Source organism: Flavobacterium sp. UBA5153, assembly GCA_002413745.1.
Classification (GTDB): domain Bacteria; phylum Bacteroidota; class Bacteroidia; order Flavobacteriales; family Flavobacteriaceae; genus Flavobacterium.
In genome coordinates this window covers 89983-114534 of record DHXP01000039.1, presented here as the reverse complement: position 1 = coordinate 114534, position 24552 = coordinate 89983, and the positions used below count along the sequence as shown (strand labels likewise).

Sequence of the window (24552 nt, the reverse complement as noted above, 5' to 3'; positions counted from 1 at the left end):
AGTTTTGGGTTTTGGGTTTTATCCTAAAACAATTTATTTTTCCAATTCCTGTACATTTCCGGTTCTGTTGAGGATTCCCCAACCTTGTAATTCTCCCTTGATTGCTTTTCTGAAAGATTTCAATAAAATATAATACATTAATTGTCTATAAATTAACTTTTGAGGAATTAACCAAATCAGTTTTCGGTAGTCTTCTTTTTCGAAATAAAAGGCTACAGCCGCACCAATAATATCCACCAACATAAATATTAGATAGTATAAAATAATCTTGTCAAAACTGGCAGGTATTATTCCCACTGAAGCAAATAACAGACTTATGATTAAAATCAAATCTGCCAAGGGAGACAAGAATGGCAATATTATTTGGAAAATCAATATGTTAGGAAGCGCGATAAGCCCAAAATTCTTGTGTTTACGTCTAAATAAAGCTTTTCGATGTTTCCAAAAACTTTGAATAATTCCAAAACTCCATCTGAATCTTTGTTTCAAAAACTGGCTCATCGTTTCGGGAACTTCGGTATAAGAAATTGCAGATGTACAATTTCGTATCAAATATCCTTTGCCGTGAAGGCGCATCGTCAGATCACAATCCTCTGCCAAAGTATCAGTAGTAAAACCTCCTGCAATCAAAACCGCATCCTTCCTGAATGCACCAATGGCGCCTGGAACTACCGTGATACACTCTAAGTAATCAAAAGCACGACGGTCAAAATTCTGGGAAGTAATGTATTCAATACTTTGCCATCTGCTAATCATGTTGACTTCGTTTCCTACTTTTACATTTCCTGCAATTGCTCCAATTTTTGGGTCTAAAATTTTGTGCTTTTCAGCATCCCTAACGTAAAATTTATCCATTAAAAACGAAACCGCATCTGATTTTAATTGTGTGTCTGCATCGATGCAAACTAAAAAATCATGGCTTGATTTTTCAATTCCAAAATTCAGTGCCGTTGCTTTACCTCCGTTTGGCTTGGTAAATATTTTTATTTTAGGATTGTCTTTATATTCATCATAAACTCTTTTATAAGTATCATCTTTACTTCCGTCATCAATAAAAACAATCTCAATATTTGGGTAATCTTGATTTAGCAAACTTTTAATCGTTCTGAGACAATTTACCTCTTCATTATAAGCAGGAACAATTATTGAAACAAAAGGTTTTACTCTAACAGCACCATCATCAATAAGAGACTCTTCCTCGTTTTCTGACAATTTTCTGATGTAAGCAATAATCATAATAATTACCATTCTCGAAATGGAAAGAATAATACCAATAATGAATAGCAAGAAAATAGTTTTATTTAACCAATAGGATACTTCCGCAAAAATAAAATTCATCCTATTTTGCCATGAAAGCTGAATTTTAGGCATTAAATCATCTTTGGTTTTACCCATTAAATCGGCTACAGTCGTGAATTTACAGCCTCTTTTTTTAAAATAAGCTATTATTTTAGGCAAAGCGTCAACAGTTGGTTGTCTGGAATACCCTCCTGAATCATGCAGTAAAATAATACTTGCATTTGTGGAATTGGCTAATTTTATGGTTTCTGCCAATATAATATCAGCATTATGTTTGGGATTCCAATCGTTCGGATCTATACTTTCCCCAACACTTATATAATTATCTAATTTAGCCCTTGCAATTGGCTCAATCTCGTCATAAGTCTGGGGCTCACTATCTGCATTGTATGGCGCGCGAAACAAAACGGTAGAGCGACCGGTCACGCATTCTATAAGAGAACGCGTGGTTTTGAGCTCGAGATCAGCTCTTTCATAACTCATTTTGGCAACGTTATTATGGGTATAGGTATGATTGCCTATTTCATAACCGTCTCTATAAATTCGTTGAAGTAAAGGAATATTTTGTTGTGCATTTATACCCACAACAAAGAAAGTGGCGGGCACATTTTCTTTTTCTAAAATATCCAATATTTTAGGGGTAAATTCAGGATTTGGCCCATCATCGAAGGTAAGAATAATTTTGTGTCCCGGGCCGATTGGCGTTTCATCTTCGGCAAATTTTTCATAAATGAAACCTGAAGGAAGTGTCTCATAATTTTGTTCAGAAATCAGCATTTCTTTTTTATCAATTTCTAATTTTATTTTTCCTTTTTGTGGTGAATAAAGAACGTCTAACAATTCTCCTTCACCGACGTGTGTAGGTTTTACGTTTGGGTCGTAAGGAATTGAACTGAGCGACGAAAAATTGAAAGGATATTTCCGTAATGATTGAGCACTTAAATCACGCCCATAATAATGCCAAATTCTCGGATCCTCTCCGCCCAATCTCCATAAAACTGTGCCTGCGGTACTATAATCATCTGCAAATCTTAATATATTAAAAGTTGTGGCGGCATCAGTGAACCAAACAGAATGATTGAAGGTCTCTTGGGAGTTGTTTTCTGAATAAACATAATTTAAATTAAAAGTATCATTATCGTATTTTATTTTTGCTTTTGATAATTTTGCATCGTCAATAGCATTAGAAAAAGTTATATCTTTTACAAATTTATTTCCCTCACCATCAGTATACCAATCTCTTCCGTAACCCGCCACTCCCAGAATAATTTTTGAAGCGGGTATATTATCGTCCATTATGTCTATTTGTTCTTCAATCCATTTTTGAGAACTGATAGGCCCTGGTTTATTGGCATCACTGTATTGATCATAAGCCATAAGAATTACATAATCATTGCTTTTGCCTAATGCTTTATAATCAAAATCTTGATTATTAGGCAAAACGTCCATCGAGACTATGAATCCTCTTTCGTGTAATTTTTGATATAATTCTTTTTGGAAATTAGTTAAATTCTCATTTTTTGATTCTATTAATTCTTCAAAATCGACATTAATTCCCTGAAATTTGTATTTTGTAAGAACCCTAATAATGTCGTCGATTATCGTTTTTCTAACGGTGGCGTCCGTTAATAATTTATGTAATAATTGCCCACTGAAATCACCTCTTTTAGTTGGGTCTTTACTAGTCAAGAAATTACTGAAAATAGGCTGAATACTTAATTTATGTTTTCGCATCACGGCCAATCCCGCGGTATCAATTCTAGTCTGAATTCGGTATGTTACTGGGTCAATAAAAAACCATTCCGGATAAATTGTGTTTAATTTGCCGGCGTTACGTCTTAAATCCATAAGAGAGGCTTTGTCCCAAGTTACATAAAAAGCTGATCTTATGGTCTTGGCATTCACTATTTTGGTTCGCAGCTTTTTAACAGAATCCTCTTCTATCTTCTTCATCAAAAATTTCTCGAAACCAAAATATTTTTTATTTTCTTTAGATGCCAGAGTAAATTTATTATTAGGATTCAGTTTATTACTAAAAACACTTGCTTTATCCTTAATTTGTGGCAATGAAGGATTCACAGCATTTATAATGGTAATTGCCACCACGGAAAGAACAAAAACAGCAATAAAAATAATGACCCTACTGGTCCATTTTACGGTTAACCAACGTTTTTTATTGTCTGTTTGAAAAATCTGATTAGAACTCATTTAGATTTGATATTGTTATTTTTAAACCTTACTTCAATTATTATGCCCCTATCCAAAAAATTATTTCAATTTTTGTAAATACATATTTATCACATTTTCCAATCCGAGATAAATTGCCTCGGAAATGAGTGCGTGCCCTATGGAAACTTCCAGTAATCCCGGGATATTTTGCTTGAAAAACTGGATGTTGTCCAGACTCAAATCGTGACCCGCATTGATTCCCAATCCAAGTTCATTGGCTAAAATAGACGATTTTACATAAGGGTCAATTCCTTTTTTGTTCCCAACGCTATATTCGTGCGCAAAAGCTTCGGTATACAATTCAATTCTATCGGTTCCAATCATTTTTGCTCCCTCAATCATTTCGGGAACTGGGTCGACAAAAATAGAAGTTCTAATGCCGTTGCGTTGAAATTCCTGAACAATTTCTGTCAGGGAAGCCCTGTGCTTTATGGTATTCCAACCCGCATTCGAGGTTATGGCATCAATGGCATCGGGAACTAAAGTCACTTGCGTCGGTTTTATTTCGAGAACAAGATCTATAAAAGTTTTCTCGGGATTGCCTTCGATATTATACTCGGTGTAAACTATCGATTTCAAATCACGGGCATCCTGATAACGAATATGGCGCTCATCCGGACGTGGATGAATGGTGATTCCTTGGGCGCCAAATTTTTGAATATCGGTTGCCACTTTTAACAAATCGGGAACATTTCCTCCACGAGCATTTCGCAAAGTGGCTATTTTGTTAATATTTACGCTTAACTTTGTCATTAGAATAATTCTTGTGGATATTTATTGAGATTAGAAATGCAAAAATACAAAGTAAAACTAGCCATTATTACATAATTTTGATTATTTTGCATCAAATATTTTGGATTAATTTATGACAGAAATCACAAACTATATTACCAATGATTTTAAAGCGATTGATAGCCAAGAAAGTATTGCGGTTGTTCATGACTTTTTTGATGAATTAACTTTTTCGCATTTTCCGGTGGTAGAAGAGGAAATTTACATTGGTAGCATTGCATCCGATGATATTGAAACTTTTGCAAGCGATAAAAAAATAATCGATTATAGATATTCTTTCGAAAACTTTTATGCCAGAACTAATATGATTTGGCTGGATGTCTTGGAAATATTTGCGAAAAATCACACCAATTTAGTTCCTGTATTGGACGAAAGCAACAAATATGTTGGCTATTATGAGATTGAAGATGTCATGAAATTTTTTCATGAAACTCCGTTTTTACAAGAGCCAGGAAGAATTATTGTTGTCAAAAAAAGAGTGTTGGATTATTCCATGAGCCAAATTACCCAAATTGTGGAAAGCAATAATGGCAAATTGTTGGGTTTATTTGTGTCTAATGCAGATATCGAAAATGTAGAACTGACCCTAAAATTAAGTTTGGGACCGATAAACGAAATCATTCAATCCTTTAGAAGATATAATTACGAAATTGTATCAGAACATCACGAAGATAATTATACCAGCACATTAAAGGAACGCTCGGATTATTTGGACAAATACCTTAATATATAAGCCTCACCCCTCCCGATAGCTATCGGAACTTTCCAAAGAAGAGGGAGTAAATAAAAAGAAATGAAAGTAGCCATTTACGGACAATATTACCAAAATAGCACGGAACCAATCATAAAAGACATTTTCGTTTTTTTTAACAAAAATAAGGTCGAAATGATTATCGAGTCCAATTTTTTGAACATTTTATATGAAAAAAAAATTGTAGAAAAAGAGTATAAAACATTTACCTCACATACCGAATTAAACAGTAGTTTTGACATGCTCATCAGCATAGGCGGAGATGGCACCATTTTAAGGGCAGCAACACTGGTTCGAAATTCCGGCGTACCCATTTTGGGAATAAATGCCGGTCGGTTGGGATTTTTGGCCACGGTTCAAAAAGAGAATATTGCAGCGTTTATGCAATTTATAATTGATAAAAAATACACCATTTCCAAAAGAACCTTATTGAGTTTATCGTGTTCTCCATATAATGAAGCCATTCAAGACATCAATTTTGCCATGAACGAAATCTCCGTTAGCCGGAAAGACACCACTTCGATGATAACAATAGAAACCTATTTGAATGACGAATTCTTGAATTCTTATTGGGCCGATGGATTAATTATTGCAACTCCTACGGGTTCAACAGGTTATTCAATGAGTTGTGGCGGGCCAATTTTGACACCCGAAGTTCGAAGTTTGGTCATAACTCCCATCGCACCACATAATCTGAATGCACGTCCGCTCGTGGTTCCGGATGAAACCGAAATTCGATTGAAAGTTTCAGGCAGGGAGGAACATTACCTGGTTTCGCTGGATTCCAGGATTACTTCCGTAAAAAACGAAACGGTATTAATCATAAAAAAAACTCCCTTTCAAATAAACATGGTGGAAATCCCCGAAGAAACCTTTTTGAAAACACTGCGCACCAAGTTATTTTGGGGTGAAGACAGAAGAAATTAAATCATTTTTGGCTGTCCACCATACGATTATCCTTATTTTTCCCGTTTTACTATTTTCGAATCGATAATTTTTGATGGTTTTTGGGTCTATTTTTCAATAAAAGACACATTTAAACCATTGGGCGTTGATTCGTGCTGATAATTATTATATTTGCACGCAATTTTTAATTAAATGTATAAACTTTTTAATCTATTATTCTTATTTTCCTTTATGGCAATGAATGCACAAATTCATGAGGTTGGCGTGTTTTTAGGCGGAAGCAACTACATTGGCGATGTTGGTTCCACGACTTACATTTCACCAAATGAACCTGCATTTGGATTACTTTATAAATGGAATAAAAGTCCCAGACATGCTTACCGTTTTTCATATACACAATCAAAAATTGTCGCAAATGACCTTGATTCAAAGGAGCCCGGCAGAAATCAAAGGGGTTATCGTTTTGAAAACAGCATAAAAGAAGTATCTTTAGGCCTTGAATTTAATTTTTTTGACTTTAATCTACATGACATCCAGAAGAAATTTACCCCCTATGTGTATTCCGGGATAAGTTATTTCAGGTATGATGAATTGTATGTTATATCAGGGCAAACATTAAAGGATAAAAACGGAGGTTCATTTGCAATTCCAATGAATTTAGGCATAAAATCGAATGTTACGCCCACTATAATATTGGCCTTGGAGGTTGGAGCAAGGTACACGCTTACTGATAATTTAGATGGAAGTAATCCAAAGAATGAAAATTTGAAAATGTTGCGATTTGGAAATATAAATAATAATGATTGGTATGTTTTTTCAGGACTTACCATAACCTATACCTTTGGGAACACACCTTGTTATTGTGCAGAATAAAAAATGGATTTACTAAATAAAATAGATACGAATAATTTACCCAAACATTTAGCCATCATTATGGACGGCAATGGTCGTTGGGCGAAACAAAAAGGTTTTTTAAGGGCTTTTGGCCATGAAAACGGAACAAAATCCGTGAAAGTAAATATTGAGGCTTGCGCCAAATTAGGAATTGAATTTCTTACTTTATACGCATTTTCTACGGAAAACTGGAACAGACCAAAACTGGAAGTCGAAACTTTAATGAAAATATTAGTCAACTCATTAAAGAAAGAACTTAAAACCCTGCAAGACAATAACATCAAATTAAATGCTATTGGCAATTTAGAAAAATTACCGAAATCAGCCCAAAAAGAGCTTCAAGACGTAATAAATATAACCAAGAACAATAGCCGAATGACATTGACTCTGGCATTGAGTTATGGTTCGAGAGAAGAAATCGTAAATGCCGTTAGAAACATCAGTAATAAAGTTAAAAATAATATAATTTCAATAGACTCTATTGACGATTCAATTATAAATGAGCATCTTTACACGCGAAATTTACCTGATGTGGATTTATTAATAAGAACAAGTGGAGAGCATAGAATAAGTAATTTTTTGTTGTGGCAAATTGCCTATGCAGAATTATATTTTACTGATGTATTATGGCCAGACTTTAAAGAACAAAATTTATATGAGGCTATCATTAGTTATCAAAAAAGAGAACGTAGATTTGGAAAAACAAGTGAACAAATTAAATAATTTTTTAGTGTTAAATAAAAGCATAAAAATAGTCCTTACCCTTTTGATTTTTGGAAGTTTTTCTCAAATGAAAGCTCAAGAAAGAGTTCCTTTTGACCAAGGAAAAAAATACATCCTAGCCGATGTTGCCATTGTTGGTAAAATAAGTTTCAATAGCCAAACCGTGGTAACCTTTGCAGGTCTTGAAAAAGGGAAAGAAATCACAATTCCCGGCGAAGAAATAAGCAATGCGATAAAAAAACTTGGAAAATTAGGTCTATTTGATGAAATTTCATTTTATGTAAACAAAATCCAAAATGACAGTATTTATCTTGATTTACATGTTGAAGAATTGCCCAAGTTAAATGAAGTGAAATTTGTTGGTGTCAAGAAAAGTAAAATCGAAGGACTCATAAAAGACAATGCTCTTACCAAAAGCAAAGTGGTAAATGAAAATTTAATCACAAACACAAAAAATTACATTGAAAATAAATACAAAAAAGATGGTTACTACAACACCAAAGTAAACATAAACATCATAAAAGACACTTCGGCTGTAAATATGGTAAATATGATGGTAAACGTTGATAAGGGAGAAAAAGTAAAAATTCAAGAAATTGATTTTGAAGGAAACACGAAACTGTCAGACAAGACCCTGCGCAATGCCATGAAAGACACGAAACAAAAAAAACTTACCCGTATCTTAAAAGCATCTAAATTTATCAAGGAAAAATACAAAACCGATTTAGAAAAAGTAATGGCAGCCTATAAAGAAAAAGGATACAGAGATGCCAGAATTCTTTCAGATTCCGTTTACTACAATAAAGACATAAATGCTTTAAAAATTAAAATAAAAGTTGAAGAGGGAGACAAATACTATTTTGGAAATATTAAATTTTTAGGAAACACCGTATATTCAGATCAAGCACTTAGCAATATGTTGGGCATCAAAAAGGGTGAAACTTATAATGGTGTACTTCTTGAAAAAAGAATTGCTGACAAGTCGAAACCAGATGGTGATGATATTACCAACTTATATCAAAACAATGGCTATTTATTTTCCAATATTAACGCGGTAGAAGTAAAAACAGCAAACGATACAATTGATTTCGAAATACGAATTACCGAAGGACCAATTGCCTATTTCAACAAAATTACGGTAGTGGGAAATGATAAAACAAACGACCACGTAATTTACAGAGAATTAAGAACTAAACCAGGAGAAAAATACAATAAAGAATTATTGATAAGAACCATCCGCGAAATAGGACAGTTGGGATTTTTTGACCCTGAGTCCATTGAACCAAAATTCAAGAACGTAGATGCGGCAGCCGGAACGGTGGATATTGAATATCCTTTGACTGAAAAAGGCGCAAGCCAGATAGAACTTCAAGGAGGTTATGGCGGTGGTGGCTTCATCGGTACTTTAGGATTGTCGTTTAATAATTTTTCGGCAAGAAATTTATTTAATAAAAATGCCTACAAACCACTTCCTATGGGTGATGGTCAAAAAGTATCCTTACGATTGCAAGGAAGCACTTATTTCCAAACTTATAGCGTATCCTTTTCAGAACCTTGGTTTGGCAAGAAAAAACCAGTACAATTTAGCACTTCGTTATCGTATACCAAGCAATTTTTAAATAATTACCAAACCTATAAAGTCGATAAAAGCAAAAGTTTCAATATAATGACGATATCTATAGGGCTGGCCAAAAGGCTTACCGTACCAGATGATTACTTTGTATTGTCACAATCCCTGAGTTATCAACATTATGATTTACATAATTACAATACTGGTTTATTTACATTTGGAAATGGTTCATCAAGAAACTTGGCCTACACCATTGGATTATCACGAAGCAACAAAGGAGTCAATCCAATATTCCCAATATATGGATCAGAGTTTAGTTTAACGGGAAAATTCACTCTTCCTTATTCCTTGATAAACGGAGTCAATTATGCAACATTAGGCGACCAGCAAGCATATAAATTACAGCATACTGGCGCTTCTTATGTAGGTTCAAATGGAATAATGGTAAATGAGGGTGATTATGTTGAGGCAAGTCCAAGTGCAACTAACGCATATCCAAATAAAGTCGATAGATTTCAAGATGCGGCGGCAGATCCAGCAAAAGTGGATCAGAAAAAATTTAATTGGTTAGAATATTACAAAATAAAGTTCAAAGCTGATTGGTATACCAAAGTTTATGGTAAATTAGTATTTCGTTCCATGGCAGAATATGGATTCTTGGGAGCATACAATCAAAATAGAGGCGTTGTGCCTTTTGAAAGATATTATCTTGGTGGGGATGGTATGGCAACTTATTCAATGGACGGTAGAGAGACAATAGGATTAAGAGGATATCCAAACGGATCCCTGACTCCCGTAAACAGTTCAGGAGTAGCAATTGGAGCCACTGTCTATAATAAATATTCGTTAGAATTGAGATATCCAATAACATTGAAATCATCGGCATCTATTTATGCCCTTACATTTCTGGAAGCAGGTAACTCATTCGATACGTTCAAAAATTACAATCCGTTTTTATTAAATCGTTCCGCAGGAGTTGGATTGCGTGTATTCATGCCCGCATTTGGATTATTGGGTATTGATTTCGGAAATGGCTTTGACGCATTGCCTGGGCATACAAAAGCAAACGGTTGGGAAACGCACTTTATCATTGGACAACAATTTTAAAAAAAAATTGATATAAATTTTTCTAAAACAGCGAAAGTTATGAAAAAACAATTTTTATTTATATTTTTAACCCTGATTACAGCTAATACAATTCATGCACAAACCAGGGGAACCAAGATAGGTTATATCGATATGGAATACATTTTACAAAATGTACCCAATTACACCGAAGCCCAGAATCAACTGGAGCAAAAAGCCCAGAAATGGAAGCAGGAAATTGAAGCCAAGAAAATTGAAATCAACAAACTAAAAGACGCCTTAAAAGCGGAGAAGGCTTTGTTGACAAAAGGACTCATTGACGAAAGGGAAACCGAAATCAAGTTCCTTGAAAATGAAACATTGGAGTACCAACAAAAAAGGTTTGGTCCAAATGGCGATTTGATGATACAAAAATCCGTATTGACAAAACCAATACAAGATCAAGTATTTACGGCAGTACAGGATATTGCCGAAGCAAAAAAATATGATTTTATATTTGATAAAACTTCTGATTTGACAATGCTTTTTGCTGCAAAAAGATTTGACATAAGCGACCAGGTTTTACGTGTAATAAATAGAGCCGAAAAAAGAGAACAGTTGACTAAAAAACAACTTAAAGAAGAGGAAGCGAAAGAGAACAAAGAAGATGCAACGAATGAAAATCCTGTTTTGGCGGACAGGCAGAAAGCCCTGGACGAGAAAAAAATAGCAAGAGACAAAGTTCTCGCTGACAGAAAATCATTGCAAGAAGAAAAGAAAAAAGAAGTTGAAGAAAGAAAAAAACAAATTCTAACCGAAAGAGAAGCCAAAAAAAGCGGCACGATTCCTGTAAATTCAAAAACAGCCGTTATTGTCAATGAACAGGATAAAGAAGCTTCAAAAACAGCGGCAGCCGAGGCAAAACAAAAACAAGTCGACAAAAAAACAAAAGTGATTGAAGATCGCAAAAAAGCAATTGAAGATCGCAAAAAGGCTATAGAGGAAAAAAGAAAACAAACACTGGAAGAAAGAGAAACAAAAAAAACTGGCACGATTTCTGAAAGAATAAAAACAAAGGACACAACAACAACAACAACAACAACAACAACAACAACAATTATCGAGGAGCAAGCTAAGGATTCCATAAATACGACAGTTAAAGAAGCCAAACAAAAACAAATCGAGGAGAAAACAAAAACACTTGAAGAACGCAAAAAAGTGATTGAAGACCGTAAAAAAGCTCTCGAAGAAAAAAAGAAAAAAATACTGGAAGAGAGAGAGGCCATAAAAAAAGCGAAAGAAGAAAAATTAAAAGAGAATACAAACAATAATTAATTAATTAATATTTTAAAATGATGAAACAAATCAAAACTTTACTAATTGCTGCAATACTTGTTTTAGGAGCCAGCCAAACCATTAACGCACAAGCAAAAACAGCGCATGTAGATGTAAGCGAAATTATGACGAAATTGCCGGCAATGATGGATGCTCAAAAACAACTTGAAAAACTGAGTGCAACTTATGATGCTGATTACAAAAAAATGGCTGAAGAATTCCAAACTAAATTAAAAAAATACGATACAGAATCAGCAACTGTTACTGAGGCTATAAATGCAGAACGTCAAAAAGAGGTTCAAGATATGCAAAAAAGAATTCAGGATTTTGGTCAAAACGCCCAAAAAGAATTACAACAAAAACAAGAAGATATAACTAAGCCTATTTACGAAAAAGTAAGAGCTTCTATCCAAAAAGTGGGTAAAGCAAAAGGTTATCAATATGTTCTTGATGGCGCTACACTTTTACTTGCCGACGGTCCAAACTTGACTGCTGACGTAAAAAAAGATTTGGGTTTCTAATATAAACCGTTCTATTTAAATAAAACTGCTCACCCAAATTTGGGATTGGGCAGTTTTTTTTATAAAATAAATTTATAGGATATTTAATCCGTAGCACTTAACTTTGTTATTATGCATGATAATCGACCTATCGGAATTTTTGACTCGGGTATAGGAGGAACTTCTATTTGGGCAGCAATTCATCAATTACTTCCCAACGAGAAAACCATATATTTAGCAGACAGCAAAAATGCTCCCTATGGCCAAAAATCTAAAGCTGAAATTATCGCATTGAGCATAAAAAACACCGAGTTTTTGCTCAATATGGATTGTAAATTAATCGTGGTAGCTTGTAATACTGCAACCACAAATGCCATACAAGAATTGAGGGCAAAATATACCGTACCTTTTATTGGCATTGAGCCAGCGATAAAACCAGCGGCGACGAATTCGAAAACACAGACCATTGGAATCTTGGCCACGCAAGGCACTTTGAATAGTGAGCTTTTTAACAAAACTACCGAGAAGTACCAAGACACAAAAATCATTGAACAAGTAGGTCATGGATTAGTTCAACTCATAGAAAACGGAAAAATAAATTCGCCCGAAATGACGCAATTACTTCACTCCTGTCTCACCCCAATGATTGAAGCCAACATCGATTATCTGGTACTGGGTTGTAGCCATTATCCGTATCTGATTCCTCAAATAAAAAAAATACTTCCCGCTCATGTACACATTATTGACTCCGGTGAAGCAGTGGCAAAACAAACCCAAAATGTGTTGAAAGAAAAAGTAGGATTTTCAATTGCAGAAAAAAATGACCCCGTGTTTTATACCAACTCAAACCCAAAAGTGCTTTCTGAAATACTGGGAAATAAATATAATGTGATAGAAAAAGATTTCTGAAAATATTGGGGTTATACTTCTTTTTTATACCAACCCGAATACATCACATAATTGTTGGAAATGCGCTCAATTTCCCCAGCAAAATCAGATTGATTAATATCCTTTATTTTTGTTGCGGGAACACCAGCATAAATACTTCCGGATTTGACCACCGTGTTTTGAGTAACCACCGCACCTGCGGCAATAATAGAATTACTCTCGACAATACAATTATCCATAACAATGGCTCCCATTCCTATTAGTACATTGTCGTGAATTGTACAGCCGTGGACCATTGCATTGTGGCCAATGGAAACATTATTCCCAATAATAGTGGGATGTTTTTGATACGTACAATGAATAATGGCACCGTCTTGAATATTCACTTTGTTTCCAATGGTAATAAAATGAACATCTCCTCTGATGATTGCATTAAACCAAACGCTACACGAATCACCAAAGGTAACATCACCAACAATGGTCGCGTTTTCGGCTACATAACAATCTTCGGGTATGGATGGGGTTTTTCCGTTTACAGACAGTATTGGCATTTTAAATGAATTTTAAATTTTTTGCAGTTCACGCTATTAATTAATGGCAGGACAGTTGCATTCGTATTTCTCTCGTTTACAAAACAAATCGATTCCTAAAGTAATTTGATGAAAACCACCAGTATCAAAATTTACATCTCCTGAAAGATGCGAATACGTATAGGCAAACATAAATTTATCGAAATTAACACCAACAATAGGCGTGATATATTGTAGTTTTTGTGTTGAAACACCGCTTCCGTTCATATATTGAGCACCGTCAAAACTTCTGCGATAAGACAAAGCTCCCCAAAGTTTCCCAAAATCAAAGTTTTTGTAAGCCTTCATATTAATATCGATCGATTTTTCGTGTGTTTTCTCCACAAGTTGAAATAAAATGGAAGGTTCCCATAATATTTTATCCTTGTCACCATAAACATAACCGGCACTCAATAAAAATTTTCTCAAGTTGGCACTTTCGGTTTCTGTATAAATTTTTCTTTTGGTCTCAATAGCATTCTGAATAGTTCCGTGAACATAAAAATCGAGATAATTATAGGAAGCTCCAATATCAACGTTAAAATAAGAAGCATCTTGTACAATCATTCCGTTAATGATTGGGTCGAAATCACCTGATTGCAAAAACTCGGTTTCATCTAATTGACTTTGAATAAAAGCGGTGCTAATACCAAAAGACAATTGATTCAAATCAATATCGTCCCTGGAAAACATGATATGATGTGCATAAGTAAGCTTAACACCTTTCTGGGAATGGTAACCGTTTTTATCATTAAAAATAATAATTCCCGCCCCAGATTTTTCGCCCACTCTTCCATTAAAACTAAACGTTTGAAGTGAGGGCGCATCTACTTGGTCAAACCATTGTTTACGGGCGGTTAACCTAATTTTTGCACAATTAGCCGCACCAGCCATAGAAGGGTGAATCAAATAATAATTATCTGATAAATAATCAGAATAGACCGCAATTCCTTCTTGTGAAAAAGAATATTGAGTTATCAAAAAAAGGACTATAAAAAACTTTATTTTATGATACATTCAAAAAGTATTTATATTATGGAACTTTGAACCAATTAGAGCAACGCGAAAAAAGGATAAATATTTAATTTAAACACAATAAAAGTTAATTTATTCATTAAAATATCAAATATAGTTATTAGTGGAAAATAACTTCGTTAAATTTGTAAAAAATTAAAAGAATAATGTCAAAAATAACAATAAAAGAAACGCAAAATCCAAGCATCTTAAAATTTGAATTCGAAGATTTTATCACTCAAAATGAAAGTTTCGAGTTCAAAAACATCGATGAAGCCAAAAATTCACCTCTGGCACAACAACTATTTTATTTGCCATTTGTAAAAACTGTTTACATCTCCGGAAATTTCATTGCAATCGAAAAATTCAGTATTGTTGAATGGGAAGATGTTCAAGATGCCGTGGCTGAACAAATTGAATCATTTGTATCCAATGGCGGAATAATCATTACTCCTGAAGAAAACAAAACACGAAAACAGCCAATAACAGTTTATGGTGAAACAACGCCAAATCCAGCCGCTTTGAAATTTGTAGTGAGCAGAATGTTGACAAAAACCGCAATTGAATTTAAAAATATCGATGAAACAGCGGCATCTCCTTTGGCAAAAGAATTATTCAAATTTGCTTATGTGAAAGAAATTTTTATGGATGAAAATTACATTTCAATCACAAAATACGCAGTAAACGATTGGCAAGAAATCACTTTGGAATTGAGAACTTTCATCAAACACTACATCGAAAATGGCGGAACTGTCCTAGATGAAAGCGTGATTGCAAACAGCATCGAACAAGAAACTATTAAAACTGAAAATTTCGACAAACTTGATGTTACTTCTCAACAAATCATCAATATTTTAGAAGAATATGTGAAACCTGCTGTTCAAGCTGATGGTGGAAATATTGCATTCAATTCTTATGATGAAGCTACAAAAACGGTAAATGTTACGCTCCAAGGCGCTTGTAGCGGTTGTCCATCTTCAACATTTACATTGAAAAGCGGCATTGAAAATATGCTTAAAAGTATGCTTAATGATGAAAGTATAATGGTTGAAGCAGTAAATGGCTAGATCACCACTCCGTGTTCAGTTAAAATAAACAGTATTCTGTATTTCCCTGAACACTGAATATTAAACACTGAACATTAAAATATGATGAACCAACTTTCACAAGAATCCAGTCCGTATTTATTACAACACGCTAATAATCCAGTCCATTGGAAGGCTTGGAATGCCAATTCATTGGCTCAAGCCAAAGACGAAAACAAACTCATAATTGTGAGTATCGGCTATTCGGCTTGTCATTGGTGCCATGTTATGGAGCATGAAAGCTTCGAAGACCAAGAAGTGGCCGATGTCATGAATGCCAATTTTATCAGCATCAAAGTCGATCGGGAAGAGCGACCGGATGTAGATGCGGTCTACATGAAAGCGGTGCAAATATTGACAGGTCGTGGCGGATGGCCATTAAATATTGTTACACTTCCCGACGGAAGACCCGTTTGGGGTGGAACCTATTTCAGAAAGCAACAATGGATTAATGCGCTCGATCAATTGCAAGAACTTTATCAATCTGCTCCCGAGAAAATGATAGGCTATGCCGAAAATTTACATCAAGGAATTCAATCTCTTGGAATCGTCCAAAATGAAAAACCGGAAACATCCATAGATCAAAATCAGATTGCAACATTAGTCGAAAAATGGAAACATAGTTTCGATTGGGATTTTGGTGGAATGGCGAGTTCTCCCAAGTTTATGATGCCCAATAATTATCATTTTTTAATGCGTTTTGGACACCAAAAGAAAGAGAACAAATTACTTGAATTTGTAAACCTTACGTTGACAAAAATGGCTTTTGGCGGAGTTTTCGACACCATTGACGGTGGATTTTCACGTTATTCAGTTGACAATAAATGGCACGTTCCCCACTTCGAAAAAATGCTTTATGACAACGGGCAATTGGTTTCATTATACAGCGACGCTTATAAATTGACTCAAAATCCTTTGTATAAAGAAGTCATCGAAAAAACGCTTTCTTTCGTCGAAAGAGAATTAATGAATCCGGAAGGCGGATTTTATTGCGCACTCGACGCCGATAGTTTGAACACCGAAAATCATCTTGAAGAAGGCGCTTTTTATGTTTGGAAAATTCCTGAATTGAAAACAATTATTGGTGAAGATTTCGATTTGTTCAGTCAAGTATTCAATATCAATACTTTTGGATTATGGGAAGATGGAAACTATGTTTTGATTCAAAACCAAAGTTTGGAAGAAATCACAAAACACAATAAACTTAAAGTTTCAGAAATCGAAAAAAGGAAGAAAACCTGGGAAAGATTGCTCTATATTGAAAGAGAAAAACGTCACAAACCTCGACTTGACGACAAATGTTTGACTTCCTGGAATGCGATAATGCTCAAAGGATTTGTTGACGCTTACAAAGCTTTGCAAGATAAAAAATATATAGAATTAGCTTTGCAAAATGCCGATTTTATCATCGGAAATCTTTGGTCAAACGAAGGGAATTTATTCCACAATTACAAAAACAAGAAGAGCACCATCAACGGATATCTGGAAGATTATTGTTTCGTTATTGCCGCATTTATCTCTTTATACGAAGTGACTTTTGACGAAAAATGGCTTCAATATGCAAAACAATTAACGGATTACAGTTTTGAACATTTTTACGACGAAAAAACAGGTTTTTTTGCCTTTACTTCCAATATGGACGAAGCCTTGATAACATCACATTTTGAAACCGAAGACAACGTGATTCCGGCATCCAACTCGGTGACGGCAAAAAACTTGTTTCAATTAAGCATTTATTTCAATAATTCGTATTATGAAAAAATTTGCAACCAAATGCTGCAAAATATTTTACCAAGTGTCGAATATCCTTCAGCCTATTCCAATTGGATGGATTTGGCTTTAAGTTATTCGGAAGAAAACAAGGAATTGGCAATTTGTGGCGATTTGGCATTGGAATATTGCAGCAAAATAAATGGCGTTTATCTCCCAAATGTAGTTTTGGCAGGAACGGAAAAAGTCTCGAATCTTCCTTTTTTGAAAGATCGTTTTAACGACGACGAAACCTTTTTTTACCTTTGCCAGAACAAAACTTGTTTGATTCCAAGTAGCGATTTCCAACAAATTCTTTCTGATTTAAATTAGAAATCCTTAAAAATAATAATTCCTATCTTTGCCTTTCTAACACACTCCTTCTCTACTTGAGAAGGTTTTCATTCAATAAAAATGACACTCAACCCCGATAATGTTACCAGTTATGCCGACGCTTTTATCAATGCGTTAATTGATTATTCTCCAAAACTAATTTCGGCAATCCTAATCTTATTTGTGGGAATTTATGCCATTCGTCTCATTAATAGAATCATCAGAAAAATAATGGTAAAGAGGGATTTAGATCCAACTTTGACCCGGTTTTTAGCGGATATTTTGCTTTGGGTTTTGAGAGTTTTATTATTTGTGTCTTTCATTTCCAAGTTAGGAATCGAGACTTCTTCTTTTGTCGCCATTCTGGGCGCAATGGGACTTGCCGTAGGTTTGTCGCTTCAAGGCTCTTTGTCCAATTTTGCTGGAGGAATGTTGATTATTGTTTTCAAACCTTTCAAAGTGGGTGATGTAATCGAGGCTCAAGGCACAATAGGAACGGTTCACGAAATACAAATATTCGTGACCAAATTAATCAACGGCAACAATCAAACTATTTTTGTTCCGAATGGTTCTTTGTCAAATGGCACGATTATCAATTATTCCTTGCAAGGATATCGAAGAGCTGATTTGACGCTTTCAATTTCTTATGACACCGATATTCGAAAAGCGAAGGATATTATTACTGAAGTTTTGAAGAACAATCCAAAAGTATTAAAAACTCCCGAAGCCGAAGTTTCCGTAAAGCTTTTGACCGACAGCTCGATTCAACTTGCCGTTAGACCTTGGGCCAATAATGCGGATTTTGGAGTCGTTAGTTCTGACACATTGGAAAGCTGTAAATTGGCATTTGACGCTGCTGGAATTGTGATTCAACCTTTTGTGAAAGAGGTTTCAAAAAAATAATTCTTACGAAATAAATAAACCACAACCTTCTTAATTTCCCACAGTTGAAACTGTGGGTTATGGTTATTCCGAATACCAATGATTTTTTGTCAAAGCAAGCAACACCATCGTCCACGGTTTTAACCGTGGGATGCATTTATTTGATGCTTTTATAAAGTTTTTCAAATAATAAGGTTCAAAATAAGCGACATCCGCAATATCGTTTTTTTTTATGCCATTAAGAAAAAACACTTATCTTGCTGGAAGATTAGTTTTTTAATTTTTAAACACAATTCCACTAATAAATATTTAAACAATGATGACAAATGAAAAACTATAAATTAATTGGAATATTAATCTTTTACTTTTTTATTTCGTGTTCAAACGAAAAGAAGATAGAAATTAGTGGATATGCATACAGAAATGAAAATATTCAAATATTAGAAAACCAAAAAGTTATTTTGAATCTACAAGTAAACAACAATAACGATAATATGGATGCAAATAAATTGTGCTCCTTTTATGAATCAAATTTAAAAATAAGTGCTTCAAATGTTAAGCTAAATATTAAAATTGATTCAAGTAATATTTCAGTTTTAGATACCTGTCTAATTATTCCTAAGGAATTAAAATCCCCCTTTATAACTTTTTCATATCCTTCAGTAAAATCCAAATTTAAAAGAATAATACTTTTAGATGATGAAAGCAGATACGCTAAATATTAAAACTGACTACACCGATTTTCATTCTGTATCCAAAAACAAAAATTAAATTTTCTATTTCTTCGAAACAGTCATCATAAAATCCTTCAAATAATAAGGTTCAAAATAAGCGACATCCACAATGTCGTTTTTTTTGTATTTTTCGAAACTCAGCAAACTCATTTCCTTTGCCGAAGGATATTTGATTTCTTCCAAGAAAACAAAGTTTCCCTTGGTCAAAACCGCCTTGCATTTCTCGGCACAATCGCCAACAAAATAAAGTGTTTCCTGCAAATCTTCGAAAGAGTTTTCGGTGATGATTTCAGCTTGAACGGCTCTCATCTTTTCAAAATTTGGAGTAAAAATAGCACTGTATACTTCCATTCTTCGGGCATCAATCATTGGAATAATCAATCCGCTGGAAACCGTAACTTGCGAAGCCAAAACTTGCAAAGTGTCCACCGGAATCAACGGAATATCCAGTGCAAAACACAATCCTTTTGCCGCAGAAACGCCAATGCGCAAACCCGTATAAGAACCTGGGCCTTGACTCACGGCAATCGCCGATAAATCCTTGAATTTGATTCCGGCTTCTTTGATGATTTCTTCGATAAAAACGTGCAAGCGCTCGGCGTGCGAATAACCTTCTTCGGCAATTTCTTTGTATAGAATCGTTTTTCCTTCTTTTGCAAGAGCAACAGAACAATTCTTGGTAGCGGTTTCGATGTTGAGTATGTAGGACAAATGGGTTTTAGATTTGGGTTTAAATTCTAAATTATTTCTTCTCTAAATTGTCATTCCGACGAAGGAGGAATCTCATTATGGGATTCCTCCTTCGTCGGAATGAAACTAGCATTTATTTTTTTTTTGCAAAGTTATAAATTACAAATAACTTTTTACTTCTTCACTTCCTTTTCCGTAGTCACTTTATCACCGGAATTCAAATCCTTCGAAACCGTCGTATAAGGTCCGGTAATTACCACATCTCCTTTTTTAAGTCCTGTAACCACTTCGATATTCGTGTCGTCTTGAATTCCTGTTTTTATGATTCTGATTTTAGCTTTGCCGCCCACTTTCACGAAAACGCATTCCAGTTTCTTGTCACTTTTTGGTGTTTTTTTCTCCTGATCATTCTTGTCTTCCACTTTAAATTCTTTCACTGCTGTCGTATCCGATTTTACCACAACAGAACTTATTGGCACAGCCAAAACATTGGTTTTTGTTTTGGTAATAATATCAACGGTTGCCGTCATTCCTGGCCTAAAAGGAGAATAAGTCGCCGGTTTTCCTTCCAATAAATCCTGATAAGATTCTTTAAGAATCCTGATTTTAACTTTAAAATTGGTTACCTGATCCGCTGTTAAAGTGGTACTCGCCGAATTTGAAATACTCGTAACAACACCTTTGAACTGTTTTTTCAAATAGGCGTCCACCTCAACCTTGGCTTCATCTCCCACTTTTATTTTCACGATGTCATTTTCATTTACATCGACTTCCACTTCCATATTATTCAGGTTGGCAACACGAAGAATTTCGGTTCCGGCCATTTGCTGTGTTCCCAAAACTCGTTCGCCTAATTCGACATTAAGAACCGAAATTGTTCCATCGGCAGGCGCATAAATTATGGTTCGCCCCAGATTGTCTCTAGCCTCATTTACGGTTGCCGAAGCACTTTGTACATTGAAATATGCCGATTGTTTTGTGGCTTTTGCCACTTCAAAAGAGGCAACTGATTTGTCCCAATCTGCCTTGGAAATAATTCCCTTTTCGAACAAGGTTTTGTTTCTGTCATAATTTGATTTGGATTCCTTGAAAGAGGCATCCGCTTGGGTTAACCCCGCTTTAGTCCCCGCCAAATTAGCGACAGTTCTGTTCAGTCCAGAAGTGTATAAATCGGGGTTTATCTTTACCAATAAATCCCCTTTTTTGACTACTTGCCCTTCCTTTACGGGCAATGCTATTATTTCGCCGGAAACCATAGAAGCTATTTTCACTTCTATTTCGGGTTGAATTTTTCCTGTTGCCGAAACGGTTTCGACAATGGTTGTGGCTCTAACTTCGGAAATTTCAACCGATTTTCCTTTGTCTTTATTTCCAATAACACCTGTTTTAGAAAGCACTATTAACACAGCAATGATTGCAATCGCTCCACCAATTATGAAATATATAGTTTTTTTTGACATAATAAATTAGTTTTTGAGAATTGGAATTCCAAAATAGAATTCTAAAATTTTTATTTTAAAAATATAATCATATTTCGTTCTAAGAACCTCTGATTGCGCATTGGAAAGCAGGGTTTGCGACTGGTTAAAGTCAAAAGAATTCATCATACCCACCGCATATTTTTCTTTGGCATAATTGTAGGCTTCTTGCCTTGCTTCTAGCGCCACAAGCGAGGATTCATAGGCATTCAAAGCTCCTTTGGCATCCGTAAATGCGGTATAAACATTTCTTTGCAAATCCAGGCTTTGTTGTTCTAACGCTATTTTTGATTTTTCTAAATTTACCTTGGAACGCTCTACATTATTTCTGGTTGAAAAACCGTTAAATATGGGAATCGATAATTGCGCTCCAAAAGATTGCCCTTTGTTATCATTAAACTGATTGAAAAATGGCGCAGATTTACTTAGAACTGGTGAAAAATTAGGTTGCAAAACATTTTGATTTGTACCTTCAACAAAACCAATTACTGATGTTGGATTATTTACATTAGTTTCATAACCTGAAACTCTATCTGCGTAACTTACTCGAGTACTTAAATTATAAAAACCTCTCAAAACTGGCTGAAAAGCTCCTTTTGCAATTGCAACATTTTTTTCGGCAATTTCCAGATTGGTTTTGGCAATTTTCAATTCCGTTTTACTTTCTTTTGCCTTGTCGTAAATGTCCGTTGGAGTTTGTGACAAAATATTATTTTCGTCTTTGGCAGAAGTTTCATCTGTTATGTCAAAATTTTCAAAATCTTTGAGTTGCAACAATTGGGACAAACTTAATTTTGAAATTAACAAGGCGTTATCGGCAGCAATGACTTTTTGGTTATCCAATGCCACTGTTGCTTTTATATCCAACAAATCGCCGCGAGGGACTGAACCCGCACGAACTAATTCCTCGGAACGAATTAACTGTTTTTCATTTATGGACAATTGTTCTTGCTGCACTTTTAGGTTTTCCTTGTTGAAAAGCACTTGCAAGAATGCATTGGCAACATTAAGCGCAACGTCTTCCTGCATTTTTAGCAATTGATATTTTGCCGCAACAATCGAAAGATTGGCTCTTCGAAGCGTATTTTGATTCTGTAAACCTTTGTAAATATCTACACCTACACTTGCTCCAGCCGAAGTAAACTGTGTTGTTTGATTACGTAAAAGTCCAGTTGTAATGTCCTGATTTAACCCAACATTCCAAGAATGGGAAGCATTGGCATTGAACGAAGGTATAAAATTTCCTATAGCCCCTTTTTTATCAATATCCGCAGTTTTAGAATCTAACTCGGTTTGCTTGATTGAAATATTGTTTTGTATGGCATATTTCACGCATTCTTCCAATGTCCATTTTTTAGATTGTGCCTGGATTGACAAACTAAATAGCACAATAAAAACCAGACTGATATAATTATTATTTTTCATATTTTTTGAATGAAAGTGTAACAAAGATACTACATAAATATAACTTCTTATCCTATAAAAACCATCATATAATGCAAGAATTATTTTCTGGGATCAAGTTACAAAAGTATTAGACTTTTAATAACTCTATTTGTTACAAAAAATCCAAAAAACATATTTGTTTTATTAATTTTGCATCTTCAAAATAAAGATAAAATGCTAAAATTCCTTTCGATTCCAATTATTTTCCTATTCATAGTTTCGCTTTCGAGCTGTTCCTCTTCCCAAAAAATAGCCGCTTTAAAACCCGAACCAGACGACGCCAGTCCTTTGGTTTACGAAAATGCACCTTCTTTTATCAATTTGCCCATTAGCATAAAGTTAAAGGATATTGAAAATAAAACCAACATCCTTTTGAATGGTTTAATTTATGAAGACAACAACATTGAAGACGATGATATTGAGATGAAAATTTGGAAACTGGCTCCAATAACTATCGGAAATGACAAAGAAAGTTCAGGCGGAAAAATCAAAACAGTTTTGCCGTTAAAGGCCATGGTTAAATATCGAATTGGCACAACGACTTTAGGAGTTGAGCTATACAGTACCAAGGAATTCAACCTCAACGGAGTCGTGACCCTGATAAGTGATGCGGCTTTGACCAATTGGAAACTAAACACCAAGACGGAACTAAAATCTTTGGAATGGAATGAAAGTCCAACAATGACAGTTTTTGGAAAAAATGTTCCTGTCACTTATCTTATCAACCCAGCGGTAAAACTTTTCAAATCGAAAATCGAAAAAAAGATTGATGCCGCCATTGAAAAATCAATGGATTTTAAACCTAATGTTTTGGCGGCTTTGGAAAAAATTTGCACTCCGTTTCAAATGAGCGAGGCTTATGAAAGTTGGCTTCGAATTGTTCCTGTAGAAATATATTCGACCAATGCCAAACTTAAAAACGACACTTTTTTGCTGGAAATGGGGATAAAATGCAATATGGAAACAATTATAGGAAATCAACCCAAGTCAAAATTTGATGCGTCAAAAATCGTATTGAAACCAGTGACTCGGATTCCAAATCAGATTACGGCTAATATCGCCGCAGTTTCCACTTATGCAGAAGCTTCAAAAATAATGACGAAGAATTTTTCCGGACAGGAATTTGGTTCCGGCAGCAAAAAAGTAACCGTTCAAAAAGTGGCTATTTGGCACAAAGACGGCAAAATGGTGATTGCTTTAGATGTTTTGGGAACCGTAAACGGAACGATTTATTTGACAGGTTTTCCTCAATATAACGAGCAAACAAAAGAATTGTTTTTTGACAAACTGGATTATGCCTTGGACACCAAGAATAAATTAATGCGAACCGCCAACTGGCTGGCACAAGGTTTGGTTTTGAAAAAAATACAGGAAAGTTGTCGCTATTCCATAATTCCAAATTTAGAAGAAGGAAAACAAAATATGATGATTTATTTGAAAAATTATTCGCCTATGTCAGGCGTTTTTATCAATGGAAAAATGGAGGATATTCAATTCCAAAAAATTCAATTGACCAACAAAGCCATCATTGCCTTTATAAAAGTAAATGGCACTGTAAATGTTGGCGTGGATGGTTTGAAGTAGAATTCAGTTCCGGGAGCCATCGGGAGCAGATTTCAG

Annotated in this window: 20 protein-coding genes; 13 read left to right on the top strand and 7 right to left on the bottom strand. The window is 34.8% G+C overall.

The annotated features are described in order from the left end of the window. Positions 1–33: 33 nt before the first annotated feature. Both B2145_RS08465 and B2145_RS08460 read right to left on the bottom strand, forming a co-directional pair. Complete coding sequence (locus B2145_RS08465) at positions 34–3507, bottom strand: polysaccharide deacetylase family protein (protein ID WP_291100916.1); 3474 nt, start codon at positions 3505–3507, stop codon at positions 34–36. Between the two features lie 60 nt (positions 3508–3567). Continuing rightward, positions 3568–4281 carry a pyridoxine 5'-phosphate synthase gene (locus B2145_RS08460; protein WP_291100913.1) on the bottom strand — a complete coding sequence of 238 codons (714 nt, stop codon included), beginning with the start codon at positions 4279–4281 and terminating at the stop codon, positions 3568–3570. Between the two features lie 112 nt (positions 4282–4393). On the opposite strand from B2145_RS08460, the gene B2145_RS08455 reads away from it, so the two are divergent. From B2145_RS08455 to murI, 8 genes are all read left to right on the top strand, one after another. Next, positions 4394–5053: a CBS domain-containing protein gene (locus B2145_RS08455; protein ID WP_291100911.1), complete on the top strand. Its 660-nt coding sequence runs from the start codon at positions 4394–4396 to the stop codon at positions 5051–5053. Positions 5054–5113: 60 nt separating this feature from the next. After that, positions 5114–5998 (top strand): NAD kinase, encoded by an 885-nt coding sequence (locus B2145_RS08450; protein WP_291100909.1) that lies wholly within the window; start codon positions 5114–5116, stop codon positions 5996–5998. 171 nt (positions 5999–6169) lie between these two features. Continuing rightward, positions 6170–6850 (top strand): DUF6089 family protein, encoded by a 681-nt coding sequence (locus B2145_RS08445; RefSeq protein ID WP_291100907.1) that lies wholly within the window; start codon positions 6170–6172, stop codon positions 6848–6850. Between the two features lie 3 nt (positions 6851–6853). Next, the gene (locus B2145_RS08440; RefSeq protein ID WP_291100906.1) at positions 6854–7594 is read left to right on the top strand and encodes an isoprenyl transferase; all 741 of its coding nucleotides are present in this window, start codon (positions 6854–6856) and stop codon (positions 7592–7594) included. Further along, positions 7527–10271: an outer membrane protein assembly factor BamA gene (gene bamA / locus B2145_RS08435; RefSeq protein WP_291100905.1), complete on the top strand. Its 2745-nt coding sequence runs from the start codon at positions 7527–7529 to the stop codon at positions 10269–10271. Before B2145_RS08440 ends, bamA begins: the two co-directional genes overlap by 68 nt. Positions 10272–10310: 39 nt before the next feature. Further along, a complete protein-coding gene (locus B2145_RS08430) occupies positions 10311–11564 on the top strand; it encodes an OmpH family outer membrane protein (protein ID WP_349677759.1) in 1254 nt (417 codons plus the stop codon). 20 nt (positions 11565–11584) lie between these two features. Beyond that, positions 11585–12085, top strand: coding sequence for an OmpH family outer membrane protein (locus B2145_RS08425; RefSeq protein WP_291100903.1), 501 nt, complete (start codon positions 11585–11587; stop codon positions 12083–12085). Positions 12086–12196: 111 nt separating this feature from the next. Further along, on the top strand, positions 12197–12973 hold the full coding sequence (gene murI / locus B2145_RS08420; protein WP_291100901.1) for a glutamate racemase: 777 nt from the start codon (positions 12197–12199) through the stop codon (positions 12971–12973). 11 nt (positions 12974–12984) lie between these two features. Here murI and B2145_RS08415 read toward each other — a convergent pair whose 3' ends face one another. Both B2145_RS08415 and B2145_RS08410 read right to left on the bottom strand, forming a co-directional pair. After that, entirely contained in the window at positions 12985–13503 is a 519-nt protein-coding gene (locus B2145_RS08415; protein WP_291100899.1) for a gamma carbonic anhydrase family protein, read from the bottom strand. 36 nt (positions 13504–13539) lie between these two features. After that, on the bottom strand, positions 13540–14538 hold the full coding sequence (locus B2145_RS08410) for a PorP/SprF family type IX secretion system membrane protein (RefSeq protein WP_291100897.1): 999 nt from the start codon (positions 14536–14538) through the stop codon (positions 13540–13542). 164 nt (positions 14539–14702) lie between these two features. Here B2145_RS08410 and B2145_RS08405 point away from each other — a divergent pair, with 164 nt between their 5' ends. The 4 genes from B2145_RS08405 to B2145_RS08390 all read left to right on the top strand — a co-directional run bounded on the left by B2145_RS08405 (position 14703) and on the right by B2145_RS08390 (position 19309). After that, on the top strand, positions 14703–15602 hold the full coding sequence (locus B2145_RS08405) for a NifU family protein (RefSeq protein WP_291100895.1): 900 nt from the start codon (positions 14703–14705) through the stop codon (positions 15600–15602). 81 nt (positions 15603–15683) lie between these two features. Then, positions 15684–17702: a thioredoxin domain-containing protein gene (locus tag B2145_RS08400; RefSeq protein WP_349677758.1), complete on the top strand. Its 2019-nt coding sequence runs from the start codon at positions 15684–15686 to the stop codon at positions 17700–17702. An 81-nt stretch (positions 17703–17783) separates the two neighbouring features. Beyond that, the gene (locus B2145_RS08395) at positions 17784–18605 is read left to right on the top strand and encodes a mechanosensitive ion channel family protein (RefSeq protein ID WP_291100893.1); all 822 of its coding nucleotides are present in this window, start codon (positions 17784–17786) and stop codon (positions 18603–18605) included. 305 nt (positions 18606–18910) lie between these two features. Beyond that, entirely contained in the window at positions 18911–19309 is a 399-nt protein-coding gene (locus B2145_RS08390) for a hypothetical protein (RefSeq protein WP_291100891.1), read from the top strand. Between the two features lie 51 nt (positions 19310–19360). Here B2145_RS08390 and tsaB read toward each other — a convergent pair whose 3' ends face one another. The 3 genes from tsaB to B2145_RS08375 form a co-directional block, all read right to left on the bottom strand. Further along, on the bottom strand, positions 19361–20029 hold the full coding sequence (tsaB, locus tag B2145_RS08385) for a tRNA (adenosine(37)-N6)-threonylcarbamoyltransferase complex dimerization subunit type 1 TsaB (RefSeq protein WP_291100889.1): 669 nt from the start codon (positions 20027–20029) through the stop codon (positions 19361–19363). A 152-nt stretch (positions 20030–20181) separates the two neighbouring features. Continuing rightward, positions 20182–21468, bottom strand: a complete 1287-nt coding sequence (locus tag B2145_RS08380) for an efflux RND transporter periplasmic adaptor subunit (protein ID WP_291100887.1) — start codon at positions 21466–21468, stop codon at positions 20182–20184. Positions 21469–21474: 6 nt separating this feature from the next. Then, positions 21475–22911 carry a TolC family protein gene (locus B2145_RS08375; protein ID WP_291100885.1) on the bottom strand — a complete coding sequence of 479 codons (1437 nt, stop codon included), beginning with the start codon at positions 22909–22911 and terminating at the stop codon, positions 21475–21477. Positions 22912–23106: 195 nt separating this feature from the next. Between B2145_RS08375 and B2145_RS08370 the strand changes: the two genes are divergently transcribed. Further along, a complete protein-coding gene (locus B2145_RS08370; protein ID WP_291100883.1) occupies positions 23107–24516 on the top strand; it encodes a DUF4403 family protein in 1410 nt (469 codons plus the stop codon). Positions 24517–24552 lie beyond the last annotated feature (36 nt).

What these genes read in the sequence shown, in the direction of transcription:
- B2145_RS08465 (WP_291100916.1), bottom strand. Translation starts at nt 3,507, where the DNA reads ATGAGTTCTAATCAGATTTTTCAAACAGACAATAAAAAACGTTGGTTA.
- B2145_RS08460 (WP_291100913.1), bottom strand. Translation starts at nt 4,281, where the DNA reads ATGACAAAGTTAAGCGTAAATATTAACAAAATAGCCACTTTGCGAAAT.
- B2145_RS08455 (WP_291100911.1), top strand. Translation starts at nt 4,394, where the DNA reads ATGACAGAAATCACAAACTATATTACCAATGATTTTAAAGCGATTGAT.
- B2145_RS08450 (WP_291100909.1), top strand. Translation starts at nt 5,114, where the DNA reads ATGAAAGTAGCCATTTACGGACAATATTACCAAAATAGCACGGAACCA.
- B2145_RS08445 (WP_291100907.1), top strand. Translation starts at nt 6,170, where the DNA reads ATGTATAAACTTTTTAATCTATTATTCTTATTTTCCTTTATGGCAATG.
- B2145_RS08440 (WP_291100906.1), top strand. Translation starts at nt 6,854, where the DNA reads ATGGATTTACTAAATAAAATAGATACGAATAATTTACCCAAACATTTA.
- bamA (WP_291100905.1), top strand. Translation starts at nt 7,527, where the DNA reads ATGAGGCTATCATTAGTTATCAAAAAAGAGAACGTAGATTTGGAAAAA.
- B2145_RS08430 (WP_349677759.1), top strand. Translation starts at nt 10,311, where the DNA reads ATGAAAAAACAATTTTTATTTATATTTTTAACCCTGATTACAGCTAAT.
- B2145_RS08425 (WP_291100903.1), top strand. Translation starts at nt 11,585, where the DNA reads ATGAAACAAATCAAAACTTTACTAATTGCTGCAATACTTGTTTTAGGA.
- murI (WP_291100901.1), top strand. Translation starts at nt 12,197, where the DNA reads ATGCATGATAATCGACCTATCGGAATTTTTGACTCGGGTATAGGAGGA.
- B2145_RS08415 (WP_291100899.1), bottom strand. Translation starts at nt 13,503, where the DNA reads ATGCCAATACTGTCTGTAAACGGAAAAACCCCATCCATACCCGAAGAT.
- B2145_RS08410 (WP_291100897.1), bottom strand. Translation starts at nt 14,538, where the DNA reads ATGTATCATAAAATAAAGTTTTTTATAGTCCTTTTTTTGATAACTCAA.
- B2145_RS08405 (WP_291100895.1), top strand. Translation starts at nt 14,703, where the DNA reads ATGTCAAAAATAACAATAAAAGAAACGCAAAATCCAAGCATCTTAAAA.
- B2145_RS08400 (WP_349677758.1), top strand. Translation starts at nt 15,684, where the DNA reads ATGATGAACCAACTTTCACAAGAATCCAGTCCGTATTTATTACAACAC.
- B2145_RS08395 (WP_291100893.1), top strand. Translation starts at nt 17,784, where the DNA reads ATGACACTCAACCCCGATAATGTTACCAGTTATGCCGACGCTTTTATC.
- B2145_RS08390 (WP_291100891.1), top strand. Translation starts at nt 18,911, where the DNA reads ATGAAAAACTATAAATTAATTGGAATATTAATCTTTTACTTTTTTATT.
- B2145_RS08380 (WP_291100887.1), bottom strand. Translation starts at nt 21,468, where the DNA reads ATGTCAAAAAAAACTATATATTTCATAATTGGTGGAGCGATTGCAATC.
- B2145_RS08375 (WP_291100885.1), bottom strand. Translation starts at nt 22,911, where the DNA reads ATGAAAAATAATAATTATATCAGTCTGGTTTTTATTGTGCTATTTAGT.
- B2145_RS08370 (WP_291100883.1), top strand. Translation starts at nt 23,107, where the DNA reads ATGCTAAAATTCCTTTCGATTCCAATTATTTTCCTATTCATAGTTTCG.